Origin of the sequence: Nocardia sp. NBC_01388, from assembly GCF_045040085.1 — a bacterium.
GTDB lineage: Bacteria > Actinomycetota > Actinomycetes > Mycobacteriales > Mycobacteriaceae > Nocardia.
Genome location: NZ_CP109553.1, coordinates 6,990,988 through 7,005,506, shown reverse-complemented (window position 1 = coordinate 7,005,506; position 14,519 = coordinate 6,990,988). Strand labels below are relative to the sequence as shown.

13 protein-coding genes are annotated in these 14,519 nt (G+C 66.7%); 6 read left to right on the top strand and 7 right to left on the bottom strand.

The window, feature by feature from the left end; translation table 11 throughout:
- Nucleotides 1-12: 12 nt before the first annotated feature.
- From sodC to OG716_RS33450, 3 genes are all read right to left on the bottom strand, one after another.
- On the bottom strand, nt 13-693 hold the full coding sequence (gene sodC / locus OG716_RS33460) for a superoxide dismutase[Cu-Zn] (protein WP_405134396.1): 681 nt from the start codon (nt 691-693) through the stop codon (nt 13-15).
- 147 nt (nt 694-840) lie between these two features.
- Nucleotides 841-1,419, bottom strand: coding sequence for a LytR C-terminal domain-containing protein (locus tag OG716_RS33455; protein ID WP_405134395.1), 579 nt, complete (start codon nt 1,417-1,419; stop codon nt 841-843).
- Between the two features lie 37 nt (nt 1,420-1,456).
- Nucleotides 1,457-1,807: a DUF3263 domain-containing protein gene (locus OG716_RS33450; protein WP_297626259.1), complete on the bottom strand. Its 351-nt coding sequence runs from the start codon at nt 1,805-1,807 to the stop codon at nt 1,457-1,459.
- Nucleotides 1,808-1,990: 183 nt separating this feature from the next.
- Between OG716_RS33450 and OG716_RS33445 the strand changes: the two genes are divergently transcribed.
- The 3 genes from OG716_RS33445 to OG716_RS33435 are packed head-to-tail and all read left to right on the top strand — an operon-like array spanning nt 1,991 to nt 4,424.
- The gene (locus OG716_RS33445; protein WP_355131509.1) at nt 1,991-2,581 is read left to right on the top strand and encodes a peptide deformylase; all 591 of its coding nucleotides are present in this window, start codon (nt 1,991-1,993) and stop codon (nt 2,579-2,581) included.
- Nucleotides 2,571-3,554, top strand: a complete 984-nt coding sequence (locus OG716_RS33440; protein WP_405134394.1) for a GNAT family N-acetyltransferase — start codon at nt 2,571-2,573, stop codon at nt 3,552-3,554. The genes OG716_RS33445 and OG716_RS33440 overlap by 11 nt, the downstream gene beginning before the upstream one ends.
- A 54-nt stretch (nt 3,555-3,608) precedes the next feature.
- Complete coding sequence (locus OG716_RS33435) at nt 3,609-4,424, top strand: exodeoxyribonuclease III (protein ID WP_405134393.1); 816 nt, start codon at nt 3,609-3,611, stop codon at nt 4,422-4,424.
- A gap of 419 nt (nt 4,425-4,843) precedes the next feature.
- On the opposite strand, the gene OG716_RS33430 is transcribed toward OG716_RS33435, so the two are convergent.
- From OG716_RS33430 to OG716_RS33415, 4 genes are all read right to left on the bottom strand, one after another.
- Complete coding sequence (locus tag OG716_RS33430; RefSeq protein ID WP_355131519.1) at nt 4,844-5,482, bottom strand: hypothetical protein; 639 nt, start codon at nt 5,480-5,482, stop codon at nt 4,844-4,846.
- 416 nt (nt 5,483-5,898) lie between these two features.
- A complete protein-coding gene (locus OG716_RS33425) occupies nt 5,899-7,725 on the bottom strand; it encodes an acyl-CoA dehydrogenase (protein ID WP_405134392.1) in 1,827 nt (608 codons plus the stop codon).
- Between the two features lie 352 nt (nt 7,726-8,077).
- Complete coding sequence (locus tag OG716_RS33420; protein WP_405140086.1) at nt 8,078-9,016, bottom strand: oxygenase MpaB family protein; 939 nt, start codon at nt 9,014-9,016, stop codon at nt 8,078-8,080.
- A 202-nt stretch (nt 9,017-9,218) separates the two neighbouring features.
- Entirely contained in the window at nt 9,219-11,135 is a 1,917-nt protein-coding gene (locus OG716_RS33415; protein WP_405134391.1) for an acyl-CoA dehydrogenase family protein, read from the bottom strand.
- 190 nt (nt 11,136-11,325) lie between these two features.
- Here OG716_RS33415 and OG716_RS33410 point away from each other — a divergent pair, with 190 nt between their 5' ends.
- The 3 genes from OG716_RS33410 (at nt 11,326) to fahA (ending at nt 14,471) form a co-directional block, all read left to right on the top strand.
- Complete coding sequence (locus tag OG716_RS33410; RefSeq protein WP_355131527.1) at nt 11,326-11,952, top strand: TetR family transcriptional regulator; 627 nt, start codon at nt 11,326-11,328, stop codon at nt 11,950-11,952.
- Between the two features lie 110 nt (nt 11,953-12,062).
- Complete coding sequence (locus OG716_RS33405; RefSeq protein ID WP_405134390.1) at nt 12,063-13,268, top strand: homogentisate 1,2-dioxygenase; 1,206 nt, start codon at nt 12,063-12,065, stop codon at nt 13,266-13,268.
- Nucleotides 13,269-13,295: 27 nt separating this feature from the next.
- A complete protein-coding gene (gene fahA / locus OG716_RS33400; protein ID WP_405134389.1) occupies nt 13,296-14,471 on the top strand; it encodes a fumarylacetoacetase in 1,176 nt (391 codons plus the stop codon).
- Nucleotides 14,472-14,519 lie beyond the last annotated feature (48 nt).

The window sequence follows — 14,519 nt, the reverse complement described above, 5'->3', positions numbered from 1 at the left end:
TCACCTATTGGGTTATGCGATGACGCCGCAAGCGACCCGGGCACCCGCGTCGCCGGTCGCCATGGTTTCGGCGTCCGGTCCGGCGGCGCCCCCGGCCTGCGTGTATCGACTGGGGATATTGCCGAAGTTGTCCGCACCCGCGTGGATCATCAGGGCCTTGCCCTTGAGTTCGTCCAGCGTGACTGCGTCGGTAGTGGTGACGAGCTTGGCGGTGCCGTCCTGCTTGACCTCGAGCGACGTCAGATCGCCGCTCGCCGGGTGCATATTCTGGTCACCGGCCTGGAAGTGGCCACCGGCGGAGAGGAAATCGCCGGCCGGGCCGCCGGTGGGTGCGACGGAGTTCGCTTCGCACTTACCGAACTGGTGGACGTGCAGGCCGTGGAAGCCGGGCTTGAGGCCGTGGGCCTCGACGCTGACCTCCAGATGGTTGCCCACCACGCCGAACGTGGCGGTGCCGACCGTCTGGCCGTTCGAATCCTTCAGCGTGGCGCTGACGGAATCGGTGGGCGGGTTGGTGAGCCCACCACCCTGCGCGGTGCCGGCCGGCGCCGCGGAACTGGTGAACACCGGCGGCGTCGTTCCCTTGACGTCGCTCGATTCCTGGCTGTTGGAGCAGCCGGCGAGGCCGAAGACCGCGACCGCGAGCACCGGGGTCACTGTCCGCCAGGACGGGCGACGAGTTGACGAGGCCATCGGGGAACTCCTTTACGAGTCCGAGTTTACGAAAAGCTGGGTGGACATGATTACTACTCGGACAAGATGATGCCAGAGCCGTGACCCACTCCCCCGCAGGGGCTGGCCGGGTGTTCCGATGCCGCTCGGACCAGGTCCGGAAGCCGGTCAGTTGCCGGTGACGATGATGATGAGCCCGGGCGGGCTGTCCGCGATTCCGGCGAAGCGCGGTTCCGCGGAGATGCCGAGCTGATTGGCGATGGCCAGCGCGGATGCCTTCTCCCCTGCCGAAGTGCCGTAGTACACGGTCGTTTTGGGGATGACGCCGGTGCCGTAGTTGCCGGTCTCGGCGATGTTCCAGCCGTCGGCGGAGAGCTCGTTCGCGGTTTTCGCGGCGAGACCGGAGATCATGCTGTTGTTCAAAACCCTTACGGGAATAGTCTTGTCGACGGCGCCCGCGGCGGGCGTGGTAGTCGGCGGCGGGGTCGTGGTGACCGGCGCGGTGGTGGTTGCCGAGGGCGCGGTGGTTGCCGGGGGCGGCGAAACCTGCTGCGCCGCAGTGGTGGTGGCCGCGGCGGACGGCGCTGCGGACGAGGTGGCCGCGCTGGAGGCGGCCCCCGCGTCCGAGGAGTCCGAACTCGACAGCGACATCGCACCGAGCCCGGCGAAGACGATGGCAAGCGCGATCAGCACCATGGCCAGGGCGCGCAGCGGCGGACCACCGGACGGCGTATTCGGAGTGCTCACGTCGCAGAGCCTAATCTCTGATCGGTCTGCGGGCGGTTCACACCTGGAATCCCAGACGGCGTGCGGCCCTGGTCTTCTGACGGCTGGCCCGCAACCGGCGCAGTCGTTTCACCAGCATGGGGTCGGCGGCCAGCGCCTCGGGCTTGTCGACGACCGCGTTCAGCACCTGGTAGTAGCGGGTGGGCGAGAGGTCGAACAGTTCCCGGATGGCTTCTTCTTTCGCACCGGCGTACTTCCACCATTTGCGTTCGAAATCGAGGATGTCGATTTCCCGCCGTGAGAGGCCGTGCGCGCCATCCTCATCGGGTGTCGCGGCACCGGCGGCGATGTTCTCGCTCACGGAAGGATCGTCCCCGCTTGCGGAAAATCGTGCCGCTGCGCTGTCCATAGTGCTCCCTCGCCGAGTGGTCACCAGACGAATATGGTGCTTGTACGTCGCCGCTCATTCAACCACGCGGCACTGACTTCGCGGCGCGTACCGTTCGGCGTGTTTTAGTGATCTACGCCCGGCGTGTCGCTCTGGCAACAGGTCCCGGATGGACCTCCGGAACCACCCAGTAGGCTGCTCAGCATGGCTATTCTCCCGATCGTCATCGTCGGCGACCCGGTTCTGCACAACCCGACCGAGAAGGTCACGCAGACACCCGAGGAACTTGCCGAGCTGATCGCGGACATGTACGAAACCCTCGACGCCGCCCGCGGTGTGGGCCTGGCCGCCAATCAGGTCGGTGTGCCGCTTCGACTGTTCGTCTACGACTGCCCCGACGAGGGCCCCGACGGCAAGATGGTCCGCCGGCGCGGCGCGGTGATCAACCCGGTATTGGAAACCTCCGCGATTCCGGAGACGATGCCCGATCCCGATGACGACGAAGAGGGTTGCCTCTCGGTTCCGGGCGAGCAGTGGCCTACCGGTCGCGCCGAATGGGCGAAGGTCACCGGCACCGATGAGCACGGTGATCCGGTCGAGCTGGAGGGTGAGGATTTCTTCGCCCGCATGCTGCAGCACGAGGTGGGTCACCTCGACGGCTTCCTGTATGTGGATGTGCTCGTGGGCCGCAATGCGCGCGGCGCCAAGAAGGCCATCAAGCGGAACGGCTGGGGCACGCCGGGTTTGAGCTGGGTGCCGGGTACCGTGCCGGATCCGTTCGGGCATGACGACTGATCACCCCCCGGCCGGCGTGCCCGGAGCCGACGGCGGCCTGCCGCCCCTCGGACGCCGGATGGTGGTGCGCTATCGCCTGCCCGAGGGCTATCCGCAGCCGCTCACCGATGTGATCGGCGAACTCGTCGCGATCGACCCCCTGACCGTGCGCACCGCCGACGGCCAGGTGCTGTCGATCGCCGCGGATCGGGTGGTCGCGTGGAAAGAGCTGGGCGCCAGGCCGATTCGGACCAGTGAGATCCGCGCCCTGGAGGCGGCGGCGGCCGACGGCTGGCCTGGTCTGCAGCGCGCCTGGATCGACGGCTGGCTGCTGCGCGCCGGGGAGGGCTACACCGGACGCGCGAATTCCGCTGTGCCGCTGGGCGGTTCGGAAGGTCCGGCGCGGTTCGACGCGGAAACCATGCACCGGATCGGCGAGTGGTACACCGCGCACGGGCTGCCGCTGCAGCTGCTGCTGCCGGATCGGCTCACCGCGATTCCGCAGGGCTGGCGGACCTGGAACGAAACCATGGTGCTGGCAATCGATCTCGAGACCTTCGTGCTGCCGCCGGGTGTTCCCATGCTGCGCATCGCCGCAGAACCGGACGGCGCCTGGCTGTCCATGTACCGGCATCGCGGTGGGGATACCGAGATCGGCCGGCCGCCGGTGGTGGAGGTGCTGACCGCCGTGCGCGACGGTGAATTGGGTTTCGCCACAGTGGGCCTGCCCGCGCCGCTGGCTATCGGCCGGGCCGCGGTCACCACCGCGCCGGACGGCCGCCGCTGGGTGGGGTTGACCTGTGTCACGGTGGCGGACGAACATCGCAGGCACGGTCTGGGTTCACTGGTGTGCGCGGAATTGCTCCGCTGGGGTCACGCCCGCGGTGCGACGCATGCGTACGTCCAGGTCGAGGCCGGCAATACCGGAGCGATGGCGCTGTACCGGGAGCTGGGTTTCGTCGAGCACCACTGGTACCGCTACGTGGCGCCCTGAGCGCCGGAGGATTTTTGCAGAAGTCGAAAAACCCTATCTCCGAAAGGCTTCGCCGTGCGGCTCGCAACCTGGAATGTGAATTCGATTCGCTCCCGGCAGGATCGAGTGCTGGCCTGGCTCGATCGCTCGGATATCGATGTCCTGGCCATGCAGGAAACCAAGTGCAAGGACGAGCAGTTCCCCTTCGAAGCCTTCGAGGCCGCGGGGTACGAGGTCGCGCACGCGGGCTACAACCAGTGGAACGGTGTGGCCATCGCCTCGCGCATCGGCCTGGAGAATGTGGAGGTCGGCTTCCCGGAGCAGCCCGGTTTCGACAAGGATGCCGGTGAATCGCTGCTGAGCACCCCGGTGGTGGAGGCCCGCGCGATCGGCGCGAGCTGCGGCGGCGTGCGAGTGTGGAGCCTGTACGTCCCCAACGGCCGCGCGCTGGACGATCCGCACTACACCTACAAGCTGGAATGGCTTGCGGCCCTGCGCAATGCGGGCACGCAGTGGCTCACCGAGGATCCGCAGGCGCAGATCGCCCTCGTCGGCGACTGGAATATCGCGCCGACCGACGCGGACGTCTGGTCACCGGAATTCTTCGAGGGCAAAACGCACACCTCGGCCAGGGAGCGCGCTGCTTTCGAGGCCATGACCGAGGCAGGCTTCGCCGACGTGATGCGGCCCATCCACCCCGGTCCGGGCATCTACACCTACTGGGACTACACCCAGCTGCGCTTCCCGCGCAAAGAAGGCATGCGGATCGATTTCATCCTCGGCTCCCCCGCCCTGGCCGCCCGCGTCACCGACGCGAATGTGGACCGGGAGGAGCGAAAGGGCAAGGGCGCCAGCGATCACGCGCCCGTCGTCACCGAGCTGGCCGACTAGCCGACTAGCCGACTAGCCGAGATTACCCAAGGCACACGGGGTTCCGCCGCTGGCCGAACGAAGTGCGCAAATCGCGGCGAGGACCCCCGCGCCCCCTACCACCAGACCCCCTGCGAGAAGGTCGGTCAGCGCGCTGCCGGTGCCGAGGCTGACAGATACGCTGTTCGCTTCGGGTGTAGCGCTGGGAGCATCAGCGAGGGCAGCGCCGGCGCCGACGGTGAGTGCGGTGGTGAACGCGGTGCCGATGGCGAATGCCCGAAGGGTCTGCCTCATAGCGGTGGATCTCTTTTCGTCCGAAGCTGCACAGCTCTGCTGGGGCCCACCATAGTGGATAGCAGCCATTTCAGATTGGCGTTTCACCAGGTCTCGCCGCCCCCTATTCGGGGGCTTGCGAAACTCGGTATGCCGGGCGAATTCCGTTACGCCGGGCGGGTTTTGATGGCGTCGCGGGAGATGAAGACGTCGTAGCTGCCGCCGGTGGCGATGACGGCATTGCCGTAGGCGGAGCGGACGAACGGCTTGGTGTACCAGGACTGGTCCCGCATATCGGAGAAGAAGTCGCCGTCGCCGCCGTTGAGGAAGATCTGGTTCTGCTTGGTGGCGACGCCGTCGAGGCGCTGGCCGAACAAGCGGGTCACCTTGTAACCGGAGTGGAAGCCGAGCGCGTTGACCCACGGTTCCAGTTCGACGATATCGGCCTGCAGCACCCACATATCGCCCTCGACTTGGTATTTCAGGTGCTGCTCGTCGTGATCCTTGTCCCCGTACAGGGTCAGGTCGACGTTCATCATGTGCTGCTGCCCGGCCACGGGCGAGGTCACGATGTGCGCGGCCTTCACTTCACCGGTGAGCCCGAGGAACGTTTGCAACAGCGTGGTGATCCAAAGGATCACCACCGCAACGAAGATCAGCGAGACAGCGCCCGTGCCGCGTCCGACGAGGACCTTGAATCCCACTTTGCGAGACTTGAGCAGCGCGGTCACCAGTAGCGCGATCGCCGCGATCACGAGCGCGGCCAGCAAGAACTGCAGCCAGCCGAAAGATACCGGGAAAACCATGCGGTAGTTGTACCCGCTGAGCGTGAAGCAACACAGCAGGTCACATACAGAACGCGCGTGTCACCCGGCGAGTCCGCAAACCTACTGCCTCAAAACACAATCCGGCCCGCCCCGGCCGCCGAGATCCCCAACACTCCGGCACCGCCGTTGTCCGGGGAGACCCGACCACCCGCACCCAAACCCGCCCACACCCCTCTGGCCGCGGACCCGATCACCCCTCACCCACTCCCGCCCGCACCCCTTTGGCCGCGGACCCGATCACCCCTCACCCACTCCGGCCCGCACCCCTTTGGCCGCGGACCCGATCACCCCTCACCCACTCCGGCCCGCACCCCTTTGGCCGCGGACCCGATCACCCCTCACCCACTCCGGCCCCCGCACCTTGGGTGCGGGGGCCGGGAGATCTCAGCGAGTTTCTAGAAAGCCGCCTCGTCCAGCTTCATGATGTCGTTGTCGAGGTTCTCCACGACACTGCGCACACCGGTGATGAGCGGCAGCTTGTTCTTCGCGAACCAGGAGGCGACGGCGATCTTGCCGGTGTAGAAGTGCTTGTCCTTCTCGGCGGCATTGCCGTCCAGCGCGGCCTGCGCGATGGCGGCGCTCTCCAGCAGTCGCCAGGAGATCACGAGATCGCCTACGGCGTAGAGGAATCGGACCGAGCCGAGGCCGACCTTGTACAGCTCCTCCGGGTTCGTCTGCGCGGCCATGAGGTAGCCGGTGAGCGTGGCGGCGATGCCCTGCACATCGGTGAGGGCGGTGCCGAGCAGTGCGCGCTCGGCCTTGAGCTGGTCCGGTCCGCCGTCGACGAACTTCTGGATGAGCCCGGCGACGTGGGCCAGCGCCACACCCTTGTCGCGAATGATCTTGCGGAAGAAGAAGTCCTGCGCCTGGATGGCGGTGGTGCCCTCGTACAGCGAGTCGATCTTGCAGTCGCGAATGTACTGCTCGATCGGGTAGTCCTGCAGGTACCCGGAGCCGCCGAGGGTCTGCAGCGATTCGGTGAGCGATTCGTAGGCGCGGTCGGAACCGCAACCCTTCACCAGCGGCAGCAGCAGATCGTTGACGCGGGCGGCGAGGTCGGCGTCGACGCCCCAGTTGGCGGCGGCGACATCGTCGTTCTGGTACGAGGAGCAGTACATGTAGAGCGCCCGCAGGCCCTCCGCGTACGCCTTCTGCGTCGCGAGGCTGCGGCGCACATCGGGGTGGTGGGTGATGGTGACGCGCGGCGCCGCCTTATCCGTCATCTGGGTCAGATCGGCGCCCTGTACGCGCTGCTTGGCGTATTCGAGGGCGTTCAGGTAACCGGTCGAGAGCGCGCCGGTGGCCTTGGTGCCCACCATCATTCGCGCGTTCTCGATGACCTTGAACATCTGCGCGATGCCATTGTGCACATCGCCGACCAGGTAACCGACGGCCGGAATATCGCCGCCGAAGGTGATCTCACAGGTGGGCGAGGACTTGATGCCCATCTTGTGCTCGAGACCGGTGACCAGCGCGCCGTTCTTGGCGCCGATCGTCATGGTCTCGCGGTCGAACAGGAAGCGCGGCACGATGAACAGCGACAGGCCCTTGGTGCCCGGTCCGGCGCCCTCGGGGCGGGCCAGCACCAGGTGGAAGATGTTGTCGGCGGTATCGCCCACATCGCCGCCGGAGATGAAGCGCTTCACACCGTCGATGTGCCAGGTGCCGTCGGACTGCTGCACGGCCTTGGTGCGGCCCATGCCGACATCGGAGCCGGCGTCCGGCTCGGTGAGCACCATGGTGCCGCCCCAGCGGTTCTCCCAGGCGTGCGCGGCCCAGCGCTTCTGCTCGTCATTGCCCTCGTCGAAGATGACCTTGTGCATGAGCGGGCCCATATTGAAGAAGCTGGCCGAATTGTTCGCGGCCACAATCATTTCCTGAATGCCCCAGATGAGGGCGTTCGGCGCGGCCACACCGCCCATCTCCTCGGGCAGGCCGAGCCCGGAGTACCCGGCGTCATTGACCGCGGCGACGGTCTTGCGCAGCAGGTCCGGCACGATGATCGTGTTGTTCGGGGCATCGAATTCGATGGGGGTGCGGTCGCCCTCGACAAAGGATTCGGCGATCGGCCCTTCGGCCAGGCGCACCACCTCGGTGAGCATGTCACGGGCGGTCTCGCTGTCGAGATCGCCGTAGGCGCCCTGATCGAGCAGCGCCCCGATTCCCAGTACTTCGAACAAGTTGAACTCGATGTCACGCAGGTTCGCCTTGTAGTGGGACACGGACGGGCCTCCTCAGCCTTAGGTCTTGATGATCAAGAGGAGGTTGCCGTAGTCTCGTCCGGTTACGCAACCGTAGGCGGACGTGGGCCAGGTCACGGTAAGGGATAAATCGGGCAGCGCACCCCCGAATCCCGCTGGTTGGAACACCGCGGCGCACACAGGCCGTACCGATCGCCCCGGTACATGTCACTCCGCAATCCCGCGCGCATCACTCCGCGATCCCGGCGCATCTCCCCCGGTCATCCCGGCGCATCACCCCGTCATCCCGGCGCGTTTTTGGTCGGGATCCACCTTCGAACAGTGTGGATCCCGGCCGACAGCATGCCGGGATGACGGGGCTGGGCCGGGCCGGCTATGCGCCTTTGGCAGCGCGGCCGTAAAGCTCCTTCGCCTGCGACGGCGTCACCGTGACCGGGTTCCGCGGGGTGCCCGCGCGCAGGTGCTCGCGGAGCAACCGGCCCGTCATCGGCCCGATGAAGTTCGCCGCGACCGCGTGTTCCAGCCGGTCGTTGCCGAGCACCTTCATGGCGGCCCGCACGGCCTTCGGATAGGCAGCGTCGACCACGCCCGGCTGATCGAATCCGCCTGTGCGGCGCATCCATTCGGGCAGGGTGGCAATGGCGGCGGGGGCCACCAGGCGGCTGCCGGCCCACAGTTTCATACCGCGATCGCGCGGGGTGAACAGCAGGTAGTGCATGCCCTCGTGGGCGCGCTCGGAGGAGCTGAGCTTGGGCCGCATCTCGGCGAAGTAGTCGCGGACCTCGGCGCGGGAGGTCGGCACATCGGACGGCTTACAGGTCTGCAGTTCGGCGGCGATGACGCATTCCGCCCAGTACTGCCGCTCCTCCTCCGGGCTCAGCGGTCCGGGGCCGTACATCTCGTAGCACTTGAGCACCGAATGCCAGCCGGTGACGTGGATCCACAGCTGCGAGTCGGGATTGTTTGCGCTGTAACGCTTTCCGCTGATCGGCTCGATGCCGGTCGCCTTGGCGTGCACCTGCATGAGGTGTTCGGACGCCTCGATCGCCATGCGACTGTCGGCGACGGCGGCGATCAGGAAGTACGCGAAGGTGTGGTCGAGCCGCCCGCGCGGATCGCTGTAGATGCCACCGACATCGGCAACGGCCGCGGTGAGCGCGGGATCGAAGTGCTCGAGCACCACCGAACGCTGGAATCCGATGAGCGCGGTCGGCGCGGTCCACACCTTCCAGGTGGGCGAATCCGGGCCGAAGAACCCGTAATCGACCTCACGGATGGTGCGGGCAGGGGCGTCGCCCCCGCCTCCCCGCATATTCAGCGGGCGGCCGACGAGCCGTCGGCGTTGGGCACCCGTGCCGGCGGTTAGGTACCGCACCAATTTTGGACGTACCCCAGGAGTTACCCGAACCCTCACGAGATCAGTTGTCCCTTCTCACACTGCGCGAGTGCATTCATCGGTTTCATTCACGAATGTAGCATTTGCCCGCCCCTACCGAGGGCGGGCGCGGACACGATCAGGGAGTCATTTCGTACGCCCCGGCGAGCGCCCTGACCTGGCGCAATACCACCTCGAAGCGGACCGGGTCGGCGACCGGGCGGCGTACCAGATCGAGTGCGCGGGCCTGCTGCGCCTTGGTCGCGGAGGGCTTGGCGCTCAGGGCGACCGCGTGCTTGGAGAAGTCGCGGACGAAGATGTCGAAGAGCTGATCGAGCACATCGACATCCGCGTTCGCGATGTCGGCCTGCTCCAGGATGAGCTGGGCGTAGGGCACCATCGTGAACAGTTCGCCGAGCCCGAACAGGAAGTCGACATCCGCCTGCTGCTCGCGGGTGGGGGTGGCGGCGGCCAGCAGTGTCTGCAGGCCGAGCGCCTGCTCCAGGAACACCGCGACATTCGGGATGTGCGCGAACTTCTCGAAGACCGGCTTCCAGTCGGCGAAGCGAATCCGGCCGAGGCCGCTGCTCGGGCCCTGCCGCCACAGGAAGTCGTCGTCGGCCGCGTCGCGCCGGGTGGGCACGGGAGCGTAAGTGGCACCGGCCAATTCGCTGCGCAACGTGGGCACCAGGCCCCCGGCACGCGGGGCGACCCGGCGACTGGACCAGCTCAGCGCCTCGGAGACCGCGCGCACCGCACCGGCCGGGCTCGCGGCGGGCAGATAGCGCAGCGCGGCCAGGGCGGCGTCGGCCGGGTGGAACATGTAGTTGGGCATGAACTTCAGCGACAGCGCCATATTCACGTGCACGGTGCCCTCGAGGCGCGGCAGGCCGAACATGCCGACCATGGCCATCGGGAAGTACATATCGTTCTCGAAGCCGCGGGCCGCGATCACATCCGCGAGATCCTCGTAGATCTTCTGCCCGGTGCGGGTCACCGACATCTTCTCGATGGCGCTGACCAGCAGGTAGCGGCGGTCCTTCTCGTTCGCCGAGCGCATGTAGTCGATGGCGCGCTCGCTGTAGAGCTTCATGCCGACCAGTCGCGCGAAACTGTCCGCCAGCAGGGATTTCACCTGCGGGAACTCGGTCACCTTGTGCCCGAACAGGATTCGGTTCTCGGCATGCGTGACGGCCTCGTACATGGCGTGCTCACACGCGCCCACCGCACCGAAGCCGAGGTTGAACTTGCCGACATTGACGGTGTTCATGGCGGCGTCGAAGGCCTCGCGGCCGGTGTGCAGAATGTCGGCCTCGGCGACCGGGTACTTGTCGAGTTCGAATGCGGCGACGTACATCTGGGAGTCGACGACGTTCTTCTGCAGCTTGTAATTCTTGTGCCGGGAGTCGGCGGCGAAGAAGAGGTAGCCGGAGTACTCCTCATCGGTCATCTTCCGCTGGAAGTCGGCGGAATCGATGATCGGCTTATCGGCGCGGCGGCCGAAGACCGACACCATGGCGGCCTGATTGCCATTGCCGATGTAGTACTTGCCGCCGGTCGCGGTGAAGCCGCCGCCGCGGGTCTTCGGTTCGAGGATCATGTCGGTGGAGTACACATCGGCGCCGTGCGCCTGCTCGGACAGCCCGAAGGCGAAGATCTCACCGGAGTCCAGCGCGGCCGCGGCGCGCGCCTTGGCCTCGGCATTGGCGCTCTGCCAGATCGGCCCGAGACCGAGGATGGTGACCTGCCAGACGTACCAGTACTGCATGCCGTAGAAGCCGAGGATCTTGCTCATCATGGCGATGCGCGCGGTGTCCCAGCGCTTGTTCGGATCGCCGGCGGCCTCGGCCGCGGGGGTCAGGAAGGTGGCGAAAACGCGCTCGCTCTTGATGAAGTCGAGGAATTCCGAATACCAGACCCGATCGCGGCTGTCGGCCAGCAGGCGCACCTTGCCGAGGCTCTCGAACCAGTTGACGGTGGCGCGCAGCAGGCGCCGGGTCTCCGCATCGAATTCGGCGAACTCGTGCGTCTTCGGGTTGAACAGGGTCTCGGTCATGTCGTCTTCCTCAGGCCGGGGCGTCGGTCGCGGGCACGTTTCCTTCGCGAATGTAGCATTTTTATTCACTCACGCAGGAAACGATCTCGCAATCCCCGTGGAGCATGAAGTTCACATACCGGGCCACCCGGTGCACACCGGTCGCGACCAGCCGTTCCCCCGCCCGCCCACGCTGCTATGGTCGGTGCTCATGGGCACCGAATCGGCTGTACGACCACGCCAGCGCGCGCGGCATCTCGGGCCCGAACGCCGCCGCCCGCAGGTGCTCGACACCGCCCTGAAGATTGCCGCCGACGACGGCATCGCCGCGGTGACCATTGCCGCCGTCGCCGATCGCATGAAGGTGACCCGCCCGGTCGTGTACGCCTGCTTCGCCGATCGGGTGGAGCTCATCGAGGCCCTGCTGCGGCGTGAAGAAGACCTCATGCTCACCGGTGTGCTGGCGGCGCTGCCTCGCCGCCGGGTCGAGGCCGACGAGGCCGTCTTCGTGGAGGGCTTCCGCGCCCTGCTGCAGACCGCGACTGCTCGCCCCGACGGCTGGCGACTGCTGTACGGCAATCCCGATCCGGCCGTTGCCAGTTCCTTCGGGCGGGCCCGGGAGCTGGCCGTGGAACGCTGCACCCGCCGCCTGCGCCCGACTCTGCGCGCCTGGGGCACCGTCGACGCCGAGCACAAACTGGCCGCGCTGGTGGAATTGTGGGTGTCGGCAGGTGAGGGCGCGGTGCGCACGCTGCTTCATGAACCCGGCGACTGGACCTCGGACACGCTGGGCGAATTCGTCGGCGCGGCCGTATATCGCGCCCTGCGGCACGCCTGAGCCGGCCCTGCGGCACGCCTGAACAACACTGTGCCTGAGCAATTCTGCGGCCGCGTCGGCAATCCGGTGGCTACGATGGACAAGGGACCATCAGTCAGTGGGAGACCGCGATGACGTTCTATCGACAGGTGGGGGCGGTGCCGCCGAAGCGGCACACCCAGCATCGTGATGAGCAGGGTCAGCTCTACTACGAGGAGCTGATGGGCGAAGAGGGTTTCTCCGGCGACTCCTCCCTGCTCTATCACCGCGGATTGCCGCCCGCCATTGTGGATTCGACGGTGTGGGCACTCCCGGATCAGCGCACCTCTCCGAATCATCCACTGCGGCACCGGCATTTGAAACTGCATGAGCTGTTCCCCGAGGGCAGGCCCGCGGAGACCGATATGGTCACCGGCCGGCGATTGCTGCTCGGCAATGCCGATGTCCGCCTCTCCTATGTGGCCGCGCTGCGGGAATCACCGCTGTACCGCAATGCCATCGGCGATGAGCTGGTCTACATCGAATCCGGCAGCGGCACCGTGGAGACGGTGTTCGGCGTGCTGCGGGTGCACCAGGGCCATCAGGTGCTGCTCCCCCGCGCGACCACGCACCGCTGGCTGCCAGAGGGCTCGGAACCCTTGCGCGCCTACATTATCGAGGGCTCCGGTCACATCACGCCACCCAAGCGCTACCTCTCCAAATACGGTCAGCTGCTGGAGCACTCCCCCTATTGCGAGCGCGATCTGCACGGGCCGGCCGAGCCGTTCGAGACGCCGGGGACGGACGTGGAGGTGCTGGTCAAACACCGGCCCGCCGGTGAAATCGTCGGCACTCGACTGGTTTACGCCGCGCACCCGTTCGATGTCGTGGGCTGGGACGGCTGCCTGTACCCGTTCGCCTTCGATATCGCCGACTTCGAACCCCTCACCGGCCGCGTGCATCAGCCGCCGCCGTCGCATCAGGCGTTCGAGGGCAATAACTTCGTGGTCTGCAATTTCGTGCCGCGCAAGGTGGACTACCACCCGCTCTCGATTCCGGTGCCGTACTACCACTCCAATGTGGACTCCGACGAGATCATGTTCTACTGCGGCGGAAACTACGAGGCGCGCAAGGGTTCCGGCATCGGCCAGGGCTCGGTCTCGGTGCATCCGGGCGGATACGCGCACGGCCCGCAGCCCGGTGCGTACGAGCGCAGTATCGGCATCGAATTCTTCGATGAGCTGGCGGTGATGGTCGATACCTTCCATCCGCTGCAACTCGGTGAGGCCGCACGGGCCTGCGAGGATCCCGGTTATGCCTGGACCTGGTCCGGTCGCGGACCCTCCCGGTGGATTTGAGTCGAGCACCGATGACAAGGGGTGGGTATGAATAGTCGTGTGCGGATCGAGGTCCCCGCGGACTCCGGATTCGGCCCCGCGCATCTGCCGTACTGCGTGTTCCGCCCATTGGGCGAACAGCCGCGAGTGGGTGCGCGACTGGGCGACAGCGTCATCGATCTGGCCGTGGCGCTGGACGATCCGATGTTCGCGCAGCCCAGCCTGAATGCCTTCATGACCCAGGGCCCGCAGTGCTGGCGCGAGGTGCGACAGCTGATCCAGACGGCCGCCGAACACGAATTCTCCGCCGCGGCAGTGCATTCGGTGCAGTCGATCCAGCTGGAACTGCCCGTGCGGATCGCCGACTACGTCGATTTCTACGCCAGCATCGACCATGCCACCGCCATGGGCCGCATGCTGCGCCCCGATGGTGAACCGCTGCTGCCGAATTGGCGGCATCTACCGGTGGGCTATCACGGCCGGGCGGGCACAGTCGTGGTGTCGGGCACCGAACTCACCAGGCCACATGGTCAGCGCCGGACAGATTCCGGCACAACGGATTTCGGGCCGACTCGCCGCCTGGATATCGAGGCCGAACTTGGCTTTCTGGTGGGCGCGGGTTCGGATCTGGGCACTCCGATCCAGACCGGCGACTTCGCCGAGCACGTTTTCGGCGTGGCCCTGGTGAACGACTGGTCGGCCCGCGATATCCAGGCCTGGGAGGGGCAGCCGCTCGGCCCGTTCCTCGGCAAGTCCTTCGCAACCACGCTCTCGGCCTGGGTGACGCCCCTGGAGGCCTTGGTGGCGGCCCGGATTCCGCTTCCCGAGCAGGATCCGGAACCACTGCCCTATCTGCGGGACAGCGCGCCCTGGGGCCTGGATATCGAGCTGGCGGTGCAGTGGAACGGGCAGCAGGTCAGCGCTCCCCCGTTCCGGCGCATGTACTGGTCCCCGGCGCAGCTGCTGGCCCATATGACGGCCAACGGCGCGTCCACCCGCACCGGTGATCTGTTCGCCTCCGGCACCATCTCCGGTCCGGAGCGGCAGGAGCGCGGTTCGTTCATGGAATTGAGCTGGGGCGGCACCGAGCCGATCGATCTGGACGGGGTGCAGCGCACTTTCCTGGAGGACGGCGATGAGGTGGTGGTCACCGCGACCGCACCGGCGTCGGGCGGCGGCCGGTTGACGCTCGGTGAGGTGCGGGGCCGTATCGCCAAGCAGTAGGGCGACATCGCTGAGTAATAGCTGATCGATATATCCATGACCATGGTC

Excerpts from the sequence above, each read along its gene's own strand:
- OG716_RS33445 (WP_355131509.1), top strand. The coding sequence starts at position 1,991 with ATGGCTATTCTCCCGATCGTCATCGTCGGCGACCCGGTTCTGCACAAC.
- OG716_RS33420 (WP_405140086.1), bottom strand. The coding sequence starts at position 9,016 with ATGCGGGGAGGCGGGGGCGACGCCCCTGCCCGCACCATCCGTGAGGTC.
- fahA (WP_405134389.1), top strand. The coding sequence starts at position 13,296 with ATGAATAGTCGTGTGCGGATCGAGGTCCCCGCGGACTCCGGATTCGGC.
- OG716_RS33450 (WP_297626259.1), bottom strand. The coding sequence starts at position 1,807 with ATGGACAGCGCAGCGGCACGATTTTCCGCAAGCGGGGACGATCCTTCC.
- OG716_RS33410 (WP_355131527.1), top strand. The coding sequence starts at position 11,326 with ATGGGCACCGAATCGGCTGTACGACCACGCCAGCGCGCGCGGCATCTC.
- sodC (WP_405134396.1), bottom strand. The coding sequence starts at position 693 with ATGGCCTCGTCAACTCGTCGCCCGTCCTGGCGGACAGTGACCCCGGTG.
- OG716_RS33440 (WP_405134394.1), top strand. The coding sequence starts at position 2,571 with ATGACGACTGATCACCCCCCGGCCGGCGTGCCCGGAGCCGACGGCGGC.
- OG716_RS33405 (WP_405134390.1), top strand. The coding sequence starts at position 12,063 with ATGACGTTCTATCGACAGGTGGGGGCGGTGCCGCCGAAGCGGCACACC.
- OG716_RS33430 (WP_355131519.1), bottom strand. The coding sequence starts at position 5,482 with ATGGTTTTCCCGGTATCTTTCGGCTGGCTGCAGTTCTTGCTGGCCGCG.
- OG716_RS33415 (WP_405134391.1), bottom strand. The coding sequence starts at position 11,135 with ATGACCGAGACCCTGTTCAACCCGAAGACGCACGAGTTCGCCGAATTC.